This window comes from Terriglobia bacterium (assembly GCA_035712365.1).
GTDB lineage: Bacteria > Acidobacteriota > Terriglobia > UBA7540 > UBA7540 > SCRD01.
The window spans coordinates 1-14,158 of sequence record DASTAW010000027.1 but is presented as its reverse complement, the minus strand read 5'-3'; the positions used below and the strand labels follow the sequence as shown (position 1 = coordinate 14,158).

The following is a 14,158-nucleotide window of genomic DNA, read 5'->3' as shown; positions in this document are numbered from 1 at the left end:
CCCGGCAATTTTCCAACGAACGCGTGCCGGCCTGAAGGCCGGCTCTACATGGGCCGAGGTCCCGCATACATTCCAAACAGAGGAACGTATGCGGCACCCTCCGGGTAGCGGAGAGTTGTCCCGCCGTGCGGTCCCGCGCTGCGGGATGCGGTTCTTTTATTCAAGATCAACGGCCGCAGAGTTGCATAACAGCTCTTGCGCTACCCGTTGTTATCCAGAAGGCGCACCCGGCGCGCGCCGAATGCAACCAGATATGCCGGCAGGTTTCGCAGGAGCGGTATAGCGGTCAGCAGTCGCAGTTGCCACGGAGGACGGGCAGGCTGCCGCGAGGTGAGCACGTTGGCGATCAAATTCTTCTGAAAATAATCCTGCATGGCCTGGATGACCCGGGTGGGCCATTCGCGCTGGCGCTGCACTTCCGCCAAACTGGATGGTTCAACCCGTCCCGTCTTCAGCGGGCCGCATAACACGTTTGCGGCCACCACTGCATCCTGTATGGCGTAGTTGATGCCGACGCCCCCCACCGGAGACATCACGTGCGCGGCATCGCCTATGAGCAGGAGGCCCGGTTTGTACCATTGTGGGCAGCGGCTGGCCTCGACCGATAGCAGCGAAAACTGCTGCCAGTCTCGCAGCGTTTCGACATGCGGGGCTAATCGCGGTTCGATTTCTGTGATGGTTTTTCGGACCGCCTCCACGCCATGATCGCGCACTTGCGAATATTGTCCTTTTGGAAACACCAGGCCTGCCTGCCAGTAATCCGCGCGGTCCAGCGCGATCAGAATCCGGCCGCGGCCGATGCCGCCATACACTCCGCCCGGAACATCCAGGTCCTGTGGCAGCTTGGGAAGCCGGAACCAGAGCACGTCCATGGGAGGCGAAGTCTTGACAGGCTCAATTTTTGCCAGGTGGCGCACCTGAGAAAATCTGCCGTCTGCGCCCACGGTGAGCGGGGCGCGTACCTCATGCCAGCCGTCAGGCGCAAGATATTGCACGCCGAGGACAACCCCATCCTCTTCGATAAGCTTTTTAACGTTGGCCTGCATCACCAGCCGAAACGAGGGATACTTTGCGGATTCGCTGGTGATGAACTCCAGAAATCGAACTTGCGGGACCAGCAGGATGTAAGGAAACCGCGTTTTGAGCCTTGCAAGATCGAAAGGCCGGAACGCGCCGGAGGGAAATTGCACCGTGGGCCCGGTTGCCTTGGAGTGCGGCAACTGATGGATGCGTTCGACCAAACCGATCTGGTCAAGAATCTCAAGAACTGCTGGATGGAGCGTGTCGCCACGAAACTCGCGGTCGAAATCCTTGTGCATTTCAAGGAGCGTAACCGGAACTCCCCGCCGGGCGAGAAGTAGAGCGAGCATCGCTCCCGCAGGACCGCCGCCAACAATGCAGCAACCGGTTGTCATCGTGTCCAGCATCTGCTCGTCATTCCCCCTTTGGGCCGCAGTTTGGGGGCGCAGAGTTGTTCTCTAACTCTGCGGGTCTTGTCTTCAGGGGGAAGCAGCTTCATCTGCGTCATCGCGGGTGGCGCACACGTCGCGTTTCTTGCGATGTGTGCGGCTTTTCTTTGTTTCGCCCTCCCCAATTCGCCACCATCCACTATCCACTAGCCACTGCTCTTTTCCTCTTCCCGGCCCGCCTTGTGATAATATGCGGCGTCGCGATGTGTGGTGCAACAAAAAAGAAAAAGGCTCCCGGCAAACCGTGGGAGAAAGAGGGCAAGCTGATGGTGCGGGATCAGGGCAGGGCCGCTTCTCCCCGCTACCCGCGCGCGGAGACCTTGCGGGCGGGGCTGGCGCCGGTGAGGCATCAATAGACAACGCCGCGCCAAATCGTTAGCGGCTGGTTGTCCAAGGCCTTCGCCACTGAACAAGCAGCCGGAGAGGAAAATGAGCAAGAGATTGGCCCGCAATATCACACTCGCTTTCATTGGCTTGCTGGCGTCCAGCTTTTTTCAGCCGGCCGTTTTTGCCCAGTCAAGCCTCGTTCCAACACCGCCAATGGGATGGAATAGCTGGAACCATTTTGCCTGCAAAGTGAGTGACGCTATCGTGCGCGCCCAGGCGGACGCGATGGTCTCAAGCGGGATGAAAGCCGCTGGGTATGAATACGTCAACATCGACGACTGCTGGGAAGGCGAGCGCGACGCGAAAGGAGTGATCCACCCGAACTCGAAGTTCCCGGACATGAAGGCCCTTGCCGACTACGTCCACTCGAAGGGACTCAAGCTCGGGATTTATTCTTCGCCCGGCCCCAAGACTTGCGGCGGTTACGAGGGCAGTTATCTGCACGAGAAGCGGGACGCCGCAACCTATGCGCAGTGGGGCGTTGATTACCTTAAATATGACTGGTGTACGGCGCGGTTCGTTTATCAGCCCGATCAATATCCCGCGGCGTTTGAGAAGATGCACCAGGCGCTGCTCGCAACGGGCCGGCCCATCGTTTACAGCATCCACGGCCGTGGCAAAGTGTGGACTTGGGCGCAATCCGCGGGCGCAAACCTCTGGCGCACCACGGGCGACATCAAGGACGATTACAATCGCATGGTAGCTATCGGATTCGGACAGGAAGGCCTTGCGCAGTTTGCCGGGCCCGGTCATTGGAACGATCCGGACATGCTTGAAATCGGCAACGGCGGCATGAAGCCCGATGAGTACCGCATGCACATGAGTCTGTGGTGCCTGCTGGCGGCGCCGCTGATCACCGGTAACGATCTAACGCAGATGACTCCGGAAACGCTCGCCATGCTGACCAACCCCGAAGTCATTGCCGTTGACCAGGACCCTCTTGGCGTAGAAGGCCAGCGAGTGTGGGAAGAAGGCCCGCTCGAGATTTGGATGAAACCCCTGGCCGACGGCAGCAAAGCGGTTGGCCTGTTCAACCGCGAGCAATGGATCATTAAGATTACTGTCAGGTTCAGCCAGATTGGCATTGGCGGCCGCGCCACCGTTCGTGACCTGTGGGCGCGCAAGGACCTTGGAAATTTCAACGGCAGCTATTCGGCGGATGTCGCGGAGCACGGAGCCGTCATGATCAAAGTGACGCCCGCGCCATAACGCCACCACTCACATTGGGCGCTCCGCCCGGCCGAAAACAACACCGGCTTTGCGCAGCCAGCGGCCAATCACCAAGCCTCTTACCTCAGGTATTCAGGCGCCACCGCGGGTCGAACCGTTTGCAACCGCGTGGTAATTGTTGAATCATAAAAGAGGCAGCTAAAAGCGAAATCCAGCCCGAGCGCCGGCAGGATTTTCGCCGCCGCCAGAACACATGTCTGAATCCTTTACCTTGGACTTTCCGGACGACTGGCAGGGCCTTGAACGCGGATCAACGCGCCGGCAGATGGAGCAGCACGTGTTGCCGGCCTACCTTTCCCGGCAGCGATGGTTCGCTTCCAAAGGCACTAACATTGATCGCGTGGAATTAGTCAGCAGATTCGCCCTCCCCGGAAGTCCGGGCAAATGGCTGCTTACGATTTTCCGGGTCCATCTCGCTGATGGCCGCTCCGAAGAATACTTCATTCCGCTGGCCGCCGTGTGGAATTCGCAATCGTCCACACCAGCAGGCGCGGAGTCACCCGAAGTCCTTGCCAGCATCCGTGACGGTACACGAAACGGGACGCTGCGTGACGCGCTGGCAGAAAGCGCTTTCGTAGCGGACCTTGTCCGGGCCGTTGGAGATAAACCCAGGATCGACGGAGCCGGGGGCAGCCTGCGTTTTAGCCACACCCACGCCTACTTCCCATTGGAGCAGGAAGACGAGTGGAACATCAGGAAGCTCGGCGCTGAGCAAAGCAACTCCAGCATTCTGGTTGCGAACAAAATGGTGCTGAAGGCCTTCAGAAAGCTGGAGCGCGGAGTTCAGCCCGAACTCGAAATGGGGCGTTATCTCACCGACGTCGCCAACTATCGCAACACCCCGCCGCTGCTGGGCTCGATTGAGGAACTCGATGACACCGGGCAGCCGACGGCCCTTGTTGTGATCCAGCGTTATGTTCAAAACCACGGGGACGGCTGGTCTTTTACATTGAATCACCTGAAGCACTTCTTTGAAGAAGTCGGCGGGAGCGCGTCGGATGAGTTGCGCAATGATTCATATGTCGCGCTGATGGAACGCCTCGGCACCCGCATTGGGGAGCTTCAACAAGCATTTGCATTAGACACTAGTGATCCGGCGTTTGGCCCTGAGCCCATCAGCGCCTCGGACATTCAGGTGCGGAAACAGGAAATCCGGTCCGAGGCTGAAAGCACTTTCGCACTGCTCGCGAACTCCGGCGCAATGCTTAGTCCTCAACTGCAAGGCCGCGTGTCAGCATTGCTTACCCAACGCGATCGCATTTTTGATCTGATTTCGTCATTCAACCCGGAGCCCGATTCAAGCCTGTTGAAGACCCGCTTCCACGGCGACCTCCATCTGGGGCAGGTCCTGGTGACTGGAGATGATTTTTACATCATCGATTTTGAAGGCGAACCCGGACGTTCCTTTGCGCAGCGGCGCGCCAAACAAAGCCCTCTGAAGGACGTAGCAGGCATGCTGCGCTCCCTCAATTATGCCGCGTGGTCAGCATTATTTGAATATGACGCAGGGCAAACCGACCAGCTCGCGAAGCTCGAAAAGTCCGCGCGCCGTTGGTTACAGGCATCCTCGAAGGCGATGATGCAAGGGTACAGAAAAGCCGCCGAGGGCTGTCCGTCCTATCCTGCCAATCCAGATGCCTTTCGGCGGATGCTTGATCTTTTCATCCTTGAAAGGGTTCTTTACGAGGCCCGTTATGAGCTCGCTAACCGGCCGTCCTGGTTGCGCATCCCGCTGGAAGGCATCATAAACCTTCTGGCGCACGCGTAGCGCCAATCTCAACAACTGCTCGCTTTGCAGGAACTCTTTCGAATGCCCGAATTACAGCAGCCTGTCGCGTCGACTGTTTAAGGACCAGCATGGAATAGATCCTTGGGTTCGGGACGTTGACCTGCTCGAGTCCGGGCGACTCCTGATGGATGAAGACCGGCCACTTTCGGCCCCCGTTCGCCCGATGAACCCGCACCATCCGGACCCGTCACGACTCGCAGATCACCGTTTCCGATGGAATAAACCGGCGGCCTCCGACCCAAAGACTGGAATTGCCGCCGGCCCGCGAGGAGCTGCCCTTACTTCATGCTGATCGACTGGACCGCGAGAGTTCCGTCCGCAGCTTTGCCCGTGACGTTGACGCGAAGGTGGTCGGCTTTAGTCGATTTGCTCAGGAGCTGAATAGCTTCGGCATTGCCCTTCGCATCGAATTTCAGAAACTTCCCGTCCGCTGTGATGATTCCGAGCCCGGCTTTCTGGCATTGAAGTTCACAGGCGCGAGTGTGAGCGTCAGGGTTTGCCTTCACTTTAACGGCACAATTCGCATCCACCAGAGGCACGTTGTTGAACCGCTCGGCCCATGCCGCTGCGGAAATCGCAAAGACCGACAAAAACAACATCACAAACATTTTCTGCTTCACTTTTTTCCTCCTGTTTTTGTTATTCAAACATTCGTCGTGTTCCCTGCGGGCCGGGCGTGTGCCGCAGCCGTCCCTGCCCAGACGCCCGCTTCCCGGGCGCTCGTCATCTGCGCCAGCACAAAAGCGCTCAGGGCAAGCTCGACATCGCGGACCGCAATATCGTAGAACATGCCGGTGGTGAGAAGGTTCACAGCAATTCCAAGCAACCAGAACATCACCAGGTAGGCGCCGAGTTTCGTCCACCGGCTAAGAACGAGGAAGCCGGCCACGATTTCGACCGCGCCTACAACGTGCATGAATGTGGACGGCGTTACCGGTATCACCTTCGTCGCCAGCGGGCTCAGATACATGCTCCAATCCGCGAGCCGATTGAAATATTTATCGATGCCGGCGATGATCGGACAAAGCCCCAGCCCGATCCTCAATGCCAGCCACGCCAGATCTAGCTGTTTTGCACCTTTTCGCATCATTTGCCTCCAACCGTAATGAGTGAGCGATCGGCAAGAGGTTACAGCGTGGGAGAATTTTTCTTCCGTGGAGCCCAAAAGCACTTTGTTTTTGTAACCAAATGCCATCCCGCCGCTCTATGATATGAGGAGCTAATTATGCAGGCGGCAGAAGCAGTTGAAAGGGCCAAAGCTGAGAAGTGGCCTGACGAAGAAGTTGTGGCGCGCGTCCTCCAGGGCGAAACAGCGCTTTTTGAAATCATCATGCGGCGCTACAACCAAAGGCTATTTCGGGTGGCACTTGCAATTTTGCGCGACGAGGCGGAAGCGGAAGACGTTACGCAGGACGCATACGTCCGCGCCTATCAGCACCTGAACCAGTTCGCGGGCCGTTCGGCGTTTTCAACCTGGCTGACCCGAATTGCGGTGCACGAGGCATTAGCCCGGGCCGGGAGGCGAAGACAGTTGGAAGGTTTGGAGGAGATGGTTATGCTGAAAGGCGAGGCTAGTCGCGAATTGACAAGCCGCTTGGCGAGCCCCGAGCAGCAAGCTTCCACGGCGGAGATGAGCAGGCTCCTCGAGGCGGCGGTCCTCTCTCTGCCTGAAGCCTACCGCACGGTGCTCATGCTGCGGGACGTCGAGGAAATGAGCACCGCGGAAACCGCCAGCGCCCTCAACCTCACCGAAGAGAACGTGAAGGTCCGACTGCATCGCGCCCGCGTGCTCCTGCGCCGGGAGCTTTATAATCGCGCAGGCGCGGCGCGTGCGGATGCGTTTCCTTTCATGGGTGCTCGCTGCGATAGGATGGTGCAGCGTGTCTTTGAGCGCCTGGGGGAAGGCCCGCTGATGTCGTCGGAAGTATCCAAATTCGAGGCCTAGGGCCGGTTGCGCTACCTCTGCGTTCCGATTGATCTCAATTCCCAATAATTTCCGGCAAGGAAGACATATGTCGCGGCAAACGCCCCAGACGCCTGCCCATAATTGTGTCCCAAAGCCGGCTGAATTTGGATCTGACTCTGGAAGGCTCCTTGTCGATCAGCGCCAATCGCTTGGTTGAGCCGCGTACCGTACGGTACGTGGCGGAGAGGGTGGGATTCGAACCCACGTCACGATTGCTCGTGAACACGCTTTCCAAGCGTGCTCCTTCAGCCACTCGGACACCTCTCCGTGTCGAGACCGTAATGCAAACTTGCTTGAGGATTGCCAGCAGGCCGTTCCGGCAAGTTTGTGGCTCCAGTGATTTTAGGGCTTTCGGACCAATCACCGCAAGACAAGAAGTTCCCCAGCGATTTTCCCCTGCCTGTCAGCGCGGGAGGATCCTAACAAAATACTGCGCTGTGGCGGAATTTGCTGCAAGATAGTTGATCGCGATTGATTCGCTTCAGGCCATCCCGCGCGACGAAAACTGCGGGCATATTCGCACATGGAAAGTTCCTACTTCAAATCGGTCCTGAGGAGTTTCAGCCACAAGTCCAGGACGAAGAAGTTCCAGCTCTTCGAAACCCTGTTCCAACCGCGTCCGGAAGAGCGCGTGCTGGACATTGGCGCAAGCGGCAAGGTTTTCCTCCGATACACTTTTGAGGACGTTTATCCCTACCCGTCGCGGATCGTTGCCGGCGGCTACGACCTTGGCGAAGTGAGAAGCGCGCGCCAGGCCTACCCCCTGTCCACCTACGTGGTATTTGACGGGTGTTCCCTGCCCTTTCCCGACAAGAGTTTCGACATCGTATTTTCAAATGCCGTCGTCGAGCACATCCTGGGACCGGGCCGGCAAGAGCAGTTCGCACAGGAAGTGATGCGGGTGGGCAGGAGCTGGTTTATCACAACGCCAAACTATTGGTATCCGTTTGAGAGCCACTACCATCTGCCGTTCATCCAGTTCATGCCGGAAGGCCTGCAGCGCGGCTACAACAGCCTGCTAGGCAGCCACATCCCCAAAGGTCAAACGCAGGAGCTCGGACTTCTTTCGGCAAGCGGACTGCGAAAACTATTTCCGACGGGTCGCATTGAGAAAGTTCGCGTGACCTTCTGGCCGGAAACGCTGGTGGCGTATTGTCTGGATCCGCAACGGTCTGCCAGCGGTTTAAGCGGTTCAAGCTTCAATGCTGACTGACGAAGCAGACCTCGCAAGCCTTGACCGCTTCTGGCCAAGACATTACACTCTGTTTAAGTGCGCCTGTAGCTCAGATGGATAGAGCGGTTGCCTCCGGAGCAACAGGTCGGGGGTTCGAATCCCTCCAGGCGTACCATTTTGCCCGGCCGGTAAGATTCCATCCGAAGACGGCTCGTTGGCGTACCGTCCTCGATCGACTCACATTCAACTCGACACATTTGCTGTCAGGACCTTTTCGCCGCTGGGAGCAGCGGGCTGGGGTGAGTTTTCCGCCGTCACGAAGACGACAAACTCATCGTACGGAGTAACCGTCTCGAATGTGCCGCCCCGATCGCCGCCGCACTGGCAATCGCGCACGGAGTCCCCCCTCGTAGCATTCGAGCAGGATCGACCCACAAGTGGTGCGCCCTGGTGGGGCCGGCGTTTTTCGGGCCCGGTACATTTTCGGCTTGCGCACGTTGGCGGGTCCGCGGGCCGGCATGCTGGGAATGGAGAAGCTTTGCCCTTCACAACCCTCTCGGTGTAGCGACACGGGTTATGATGTCCATGGCGGGGTTTCTGTTTGCGAACACCCCTGACAGATTGTTGGAATACCTCGAAAGGGTGTCATGGCCCTTATGGCGGTCGTTGTTGGAGCAGGTTATTATGTGTGGCGCCGCAAGAAGGAGCGATACAAGAAGCGCAAGTCACAAGAAAAAGGCCGGGAAGAAAGGTAGCAACTGATGTTCCTCTACGTCTCGAGGAACCAACGAATGCCGTTGCGCCGTAGCTGACTCAGCGCCGGTTTTGAGTCGGAACCACGCTGTTTTCCTCTTGAGAGAACTTCTTGCTGCATTTGCTTAAAAACGGTGCCTTGATCGCCGTTTTGGCGCACGCTCTGATCGGCGTGTCTCTACTCTGGGACAAGGTGCTTCTGAAGAAGCGCGGCACCAAGAACCTTTTTAGTTACGTCTTCTGGCTGGGGTCCTTGAGCGTCTTCGGCCTTGCCCTCATTCCATTCGGATACAAGTCTCCTCCGCTTGCGATCATTGGGATCGCATTCACCGCCGGAATTTTGCACCTGATCGGTGTGTTCTTTTACTACGTCGCGCTGAAGCGGGGCGAAGCTTCTGAGGCACTGGCCATCGTCGGAGGCTTTTCGCCTGTCGCAACCGCTCTCATCGCCCTGGCGTTGTTGAGCAGCCAGATGACGGGCTGGCAACTCTTTGGGTTCATTTTAATGAGCGCCGGTGGGTTCATGATGTTCGCGTCTGAAAAACACCCGCTGAAGAAAATGCTGATACCCGTCGCGCTTGCGGCCGGGACGTTGGGTCTGGTCAATGTATTGGAGAAGATAGTCTACAATCACTCGAACTTCGTCAGCGGGTACGTCTGGTTCACTCTGGGCACGTTTGCCGGTTCCGTCTCATTATTGGTTCCGCCTTCCTGGCGGAAACAAATCTTCAGAGAATCTGGAGACAGCCGACCGCGCAGCCGGTTCTGGTATTTTGTGAACCGGATCATCTCAGGGGTGGGATCACTTCTGATCTATTATGCCGTCAGCCTGACCCATCCCGCTATCGTTGACGCGATCTCTGGCGTGCGGTACGTGATCATTTTCTTCGGCGCACTGCTCTTGACCAAGTTCAGGCCACAGTGGTTAAAGGAGGACTTCCACAAATGGCAGCTTATTTCCAAGTGTGCTGCTACTTGCCTGGTGGTCGCTGGTCTGGTGCTGGTAGGGCTCAGCGGGGGTAAGAAAGGCGGCTCCGGCAATCCAAGCGCCTCTGAAATGCCAGGGTTGCGCCCACTCTTTCATCTCCCGATCAACCCGGCGGCCGCAGACGCCCGCCTTCACAACAACCGGGCGACTGACGCTCCTCAGCCGCTCACTATCGGGCTCGCCGTGACCGCGCCGGAGTAACAGGAATATTCCGTCTGGACGACAGGACCCTTGGACCGCCAGCGGCGTCGGCTGCCCTAAAAACTTTTATCCGCCGCGCGCGGATCCTGCAAATCGGCGGAGCTTTTCGAACTTCTGCTGGAGCGTTTTTTGCTCACGAGAGCCGCCCACCGCGACCGCCGTAACGAAGGGGCGGAAGTTTGTCGTTGGCCCTCGATGGGCGGTTTTCACCCGCATGCCGGCACGGCCTCGACCGCAGGATTCAGATTCTGAGCGCCGGCAGTGGTAAAATGCGATGCTTGAATTTTTGCCATGCTGGCGCAGAGCGTGTGTGTATTACGGAACCTGACTCCGCAGGTATTGTATGCATTTGGGTTTGCGAACTCGAACGTCCTTCCGTAAATGGAAACGAACGAGTCTCGATCAGCGATCAATTGTGCAAAACATTGCGATCGCGGTTTTAGTTTCCGCGGCCTGGTTGTTCACGCCGGGCCGCGCTGACGCCGCGCGCCGGTTCATCCAGCAGACTGCCGTCTACCACGCGAACGACGGCGGCTACGCTGCCCATCGCATTCCTGCGTTGCTCGTCACCAGCAAAGGTACTCTTCTGGCTTTCTGCGAGGCACGTTCTGGGTCTGCCAGCGATTCCGCGCCCACCGCTGTCGTGCTCAGGCGGAGCGTGTACGGCGGGAAGGCCTGGATGCAGGCGCAGGTGGTGGCGCGCTTTCCGGGCTTCACGGTTGGAAATCCCACGCCGGTCAGGGACCGCACTACCGGCGTCATCTGGCTGCTGCTGACGGCGAGCCCCGCGGGCGTGACGGAGAAAGAGATCGACGAGCGCCCGCCCAAAGGGGCGCGCACCGTGTGGATTACGCACAGCAGCGACGACGGAGTGCATTGGGCCGCCCTGCAAGATATCACCTCCTCGACGAAGAAATCCAACTGGACCTGGTATGCCACGGGTCCCGGCAACGGCATTCAGCTTGAGAACGGGCGACTGGTGGTTCCCTGCGATCACAAGCTGGCGGGAACGGGCGCTCTCTACTCGCACGTGATTTACAGCGACGATCATGGCGAAACCTGGAAGATCGGCGGCAGCGCGGGGCCCGAAACCAACGAGTCGGCTGTGGTCCAGTTGGCTGATGGCTCCCTGCTGCTGAACATGCGCAGTTATGCGGGCAAGCAGCATCGGGCCATTGCGCTGAGCCACGACGGCGGACTCACGTGGTCTCCCGTACGGCTTGACCTGGCATTGATTGAGCCCATTTGCCAGGCCAGCATGATTCGGTACACGCTTGCTACTGAAGCGGGCAGAAACCGCCTGCTCTTTTCAAACCCGGCCGATACCGCCCGGCGCGATCGCATGACCGTCCGCCTGAGCTACGACGAAGGGAAAACGTGGCCGGTGGCCCGGATGATTTACGCAGGGCCTTCCGCGTATTCATCACTCGCGGTGTTGCACGATGGGACGATCGGCCTGCTGTACGAAAGGGGCGCAGCAAACGCCAATGAGGAGATTGAGTTTGCACGTTTCAACCTGACGTGGCTTGCGCACGGCGCCGACCATTTCAACTGAATTAGCATGAATCAACTACCCCTGACCTCTGGAAGACTAAATCATCATGCCGCCCGGTGAAGAGTGGAAGCATCGTTTCCGCGGAGTTTTTCCCGCGGTTGTCACTCCGTTTAACGCAAACGGAGAATTTGCAGTTGAAACCTTTGAACGGCTTCTGGCGCGGCTGTATGAGGCCGGAGTCCACGGCGTCTACGTGTGCGGCCAGACCGGCGAAGGCGGCCTGCAGCCCGTCAGCATGCGACGGCAAGTGGCGGAAGCGGCTGTGCGGTGCACGCCAGGCGGCCGGACCGTTATCGTGCATGTTGGCGCAGCGCGCCTCGCGGACGCCAGTGAACTCGCGCGTCAGGCGGAGCACATCGGCGCCGGCGCGGTGAGCAGTCTGCCCCCGGCCGGAAACTACAGCTTCGACGAACTGCGCGGCTACTACGAGCAATTGGCGCAAGCCAGCAGACTGCCGCTTCTGGTCTACTACTATCCGGAAGCAAGCCGGCTGACAGTAACTCTCGATCACCTTCTCGACCTCTGCCAGATTCCCAACGTAATTGGATTGAAGTTCACGGACTTCGATCTCTACAAGCTGCACCAGATCAGCCAGTCCGGCAAAGTGATTTTCAACGGCCGTGATGAAGTGTTTGCAGCCGGACTGCTGATGGGCGCCGGCGGAGGAATCGGAACATTCTATAATCTCGTTCCTGAACTCTTTCTCCAGATCTACCAGAGCGCGCTCGGCGGCAAGTGGGACGAAGCCCGCCGCGCCCAGGACCAGGTGAATGAACTCATCCGGACCACGCTCGAATTCCCCATGCTCTCGGCCGTGAAGACCATGCTCAAGTGGCAAGGCTTCGACTGCGGACCGTGTCTGGCGCCGCGCGAAAACCTTACCAATACGCAGGAAGCTCGATTGCGCGGCATGATCGAAAACAGCAGCCTCAGCCCGTTACTTTCTGGTGCGCGATGATCTCGGGCGCGGACCGGTACAATTTAACCGGAGGTGTGAGATTGGCAGCGGCTGACGGGCCTCGCCCCGCAGCCTTGGCGCTGCAATGTGGCGCTCGACAAATCACTCCTGCGCACGGACCCTATGGAGCCACTATGAGCACTGCAGCCAACCAGACCGACATTGGAACCGTCGAAAGCATTCGCGCCCAATTTCCCGCGCTCGAGCGCCGCGAACGCGGCTGCCCCGTCGCCTACTTTGACGGGCCCGGGGGTACGCAGGTCCCCCGCCCCGTGGTCGAGGCCATCAGCAACTATCTCTATCATCACAACTCCAACACCCACTGGGGCTACGCCACCAGCAATGAAACCGATGCCATCATCCGCAAGGGACGGGCGGCAATGGCAGACCTGCTGAATGCCAGCCCCTCGGAAATTGTTTTTGGCCCAAACATGACCACCTTGACGTTTCACTTTTCCCGCGCGCTTGGCCGCGCCTACGGTCCCGGCGATGAAATTGTGGTGACCGAGCTGGACCACCATGCAAACATCGACCCCTGGCAGGCCCTGACAAAGGAGCGCGGCGTAACGGTCCGCTCGGTGAAGATGCTGCGAGAGACCGGCCAGCTCGACTGGCGGGACCTGGAAGCCAAGGTGAACCGGCGGACTAAGGTGCTGGCCATCGGAGTGGCTTCAAACGCTCTGGGCACCATCAATGACGTTCGCCGCGCTGCTGAAATCGCGCACAGCGTCGGCGCGATTCTTTTCGCCGATGGCGTGCATTCAACTCCGCATGTTCCTACCGACGTGAAGGCATGGGGCTGCGATTTTCTTTCCTGTTCGGCTTACAAATTCTACGGTCCGCACATGGGCGCTCTCTACGGTCGAGAGGACCTCCTGCAATCAATCGACTTCCCCAAGCTCCTGCCGGCGCCTGACACAGCCCCGGAAAGGGCCGAAACTGGCACCCAGAACCACGAAGGCATTGCAGGCGCCGCCGCTGCCGTGGATTTCCTTGCCTCGTTGGCAACGGGACCGTCCAGACGAGCGAAGCTGAATGCAGCGCTTGCCGGGCTCGAGGCACGAGGTCACGCGCTGGTGGCGCAAATGTGGGACGGCCTCTCGGACATCCCCGGCGTTAAGCCGTTCGCACCTACACCCGCGGAACGCCGGACGCCCACCGTGTCGTTCATCGTCCAAGGCGTTCCCTCCGCCGACGTTTCCGCACATCTGGCGAAACGTGGCGTCTTTGTCTCGCATGGAAACTTTTATGCCGCCACGGCGGTGGAAGGTTTGGGCTGCGCCGGCCAGGGTGTCGTTCGTGCTGGTTGCGCCTGTTACACCACCAGCGATGAAGTCAGCCGCTTGATCGAGGGCGTGCGGGAGAGCGCCCGGCGCCGCGCAGAGAAACCGCGCTAAAAATTAGCAGATGTGTGCGCCGGTTTGCGTCAGGCTCGTTTTTTTGACTCTCTAATGTTTTCAATGAGATCGGTAGCTTTGTTTTTAGGTTCGTTCCGGTTTGTTTTTTCCACAGCTACGTGTTTTCAACAACTTCTCCGCTTCGTTTTAGGTTCGTTTCCGGTTCGTTTTTTGGCAATTTTCCTTTGTTTTCAACAACCTCTCCGGTTCGTTTTTCAAAAAACGTGTTTTTTTGTCCCATTTGCCTCAAAACCAGCGCGAAAAGTGCCTTTTTGGGGACTGCAAAAATTC

At 58.5% G+C, this 14,158-nt stretch carries 12 protein-coding genes and 2 tRNA genes; 9 read left to right on the top strand and 5 right to left on the bottom strand.

Annotation, left to right across the window (positions count from 1 at the left end; genetic code table 11):
• Positions 1-200 precede the first annotated feature (200 nt).
• Positions 201-1,427, bottom strand: a complete 1,227-nt coding sequence (locus VFQ24_07320; protein ID HET9178151.1) for an FAD-dependent oxidoreductase — start codon at positions 1,425-1,427, stop codon at positions 201-203.
• 471 nt (positions 1,428-1,898) lie between these two features.
• On the opposite strand from VFQ24_07320, the gene VFQ24_07315 reads away from it, so the two are divergent.
• Together VFQ24_07315 and VFQ24_07310 are read left to right on the top strand one after the other, a co-directional pair.
• Positions 1,899-3,065 carry a glycoside hydrolase family 27 protein gene (locus tag VFQ24_07315; protein HET9178150.1) on the top strand — a complete coding sequence of 389 codons (1,167 nt, stop codon included), beginning with the start codon at positions 1,899-1,901 and terminating at the stop codon, positions 3,063-3,065.
• A gap of 214 nt (positions 3,066-3,279) precedes the next feature.
• A complete protein-coding gene (locus VFQ24_07310; GenBank protein HET9178149.1) occupies positions 3,280-4,854 on the top strand; it encodes a putative maltokinase in 1,575 nt (524 codons plus the stop codon).
• 299 nt (positions 4,855-5,153) lie between these two features.
• Here the strand turns inward: VFQ24_07310 and VFQ24_07305 are convergent, their stop codons facing one another.
• Together VFQ24_07305 and VFQ24_07300 are read right to left on the bottom strand one after the other, a co-directional pair.
• Positions 5,154-5,495: a hypothetical protein gene (locus VFQ24_07305; protein ID HET9178148.1), complete on the bottom strand. Its 342-nt coding sequence runs from the start codon at positions 5,493-5,495 to the stop codon at positions 5,154-5,156.
• Positions 5,496-5,518: 23 nt separating this feature from the next.
• On the bottom strand, positions 5,519-5,965 hold the full coding sequence (locus VFQ24_07300) for a DoxX family protein (GenBank protein ID HET9178147.1): 447 nt from the start codon (positions 5,963-5,965) through the stop codon (positions 5,519-5,521).
• A gap of 135 nt (positions 5,966-6,100) precedes the next feature.
• On the opposite strand from VFQ24_07300, the gene VFQ24_07295 reads away from it, so the two are divergent.
• On the top strand, positions 6,101-6,820 hold the full coding sequence (locus VFQ24_07295; GenBank protein HET9178146.1) for an RNA polymerase sigma factor: 720 nt from the start codon (positions 6,101-6,103) through the stop codon (positions 6,818-6,820).
• A 198-nt stretch (positions 6,821-7,018) separates the two neighbouring features.
• Here the strand turns inward: VFQ24_07295 and VFQ24_07290 are convergent.
• Positions 7,019-7,108: transfer RNA gene (locus VFQ24_07290), tRNA-Ser, on the bottom strand.
• A 256-nt stretch (positions 7,109-7,364) separates the two neighbouring features.
• Between VFQ24_07290 and VFQ24_07285 the strand changes: the two genes are divergently transcribed.
• Entirely contained in the window at positions 7,365-8,054 is a 690-nt protein-coding gene (locus VFQ24_07285) for a class I SAM-dependent methyltransferase (protein HET9178145.1), read from the top strand.
• Between the two features lie 59 nt (positions 8,055-8,113).
• A tRNA-Arg gene (locus VFQ24_07280) sits at positions 8,114-8,190 on the top strand.
• Positions 8,191-8,258: 68 nt separating this feature from the next.
• Here VFQ24_07280 and VFQ24_07275 read toward each other — a convergent pair.
• Positions 8,259-8,411, bottom strand: a complete 153-nt coding sequence (locus VFQ24_07275) for a hypothetical protein (protein ID HET9178144.1) — start codon at positions 8,409-8,411, stop codon at positions 8,259-8,261.
• A 469-nt stretch (positions 8,412-8,880) separates the two neighbouring features.
• On the opposite strand from VFQ24_07275, the gene VFQ24_07270 reads away from it, so the two are divergent.
• From VFQ24_07270 to VFQ24_07255, 4 genes are all read left to right on the top strand, one after another.
• The gene (locus VFQ24_07270) at positions 8,881-9,957 is read left to right on the top strand and encodes an EamA family transporter (protein ID HET9178143.1); all 1,077 of its coding nucleotides are present in this window, start codon (positions 8,881-8,883) and stop codon (positions 9,955-9,957) included.
• Between the two features lie 415 nt (positions 9,958-10,372).
• The gene (locus VFQ24_07265) at positions 10,373-11,512 is read left to right on the top strand and encodes a sialidase family protein (GenBank protein ID HET9178142.1); all 1,140 of its coding nucleotides are present in this window, start codon (positions 10,373-10,375) and stop codon (positions 11,510-11,512) included.
• Between the two features lie 46 nt (positions 11,513-11,558).
• Positions 11,559-12,470: a dihydrodipicolinate synthase family protein gene (locus VFQ24_07260; GenBank protein ID HET9178141.1), complete on the top strand. Its 912-nt coding sequence runs from the start codon at positions 11,559-11,561 to the stop codon at positions 12,468-12,470.
• Between the two features lie 134 nt (positions 12,471-12,604).
• Positions 12,605-13,867 (top strand): cysteine desulfurase-like protein, encoded by a 1,263-nt coding sequence (locus tag VFQ24_07255; GenBank protein HET9178140.1) that lies wholly within the window; start codon positions 12,605-12,607, stop codon positions 13,865-13,867.
• Positions 13,868-14,158 lie beyond the last annotated feature (291 nt).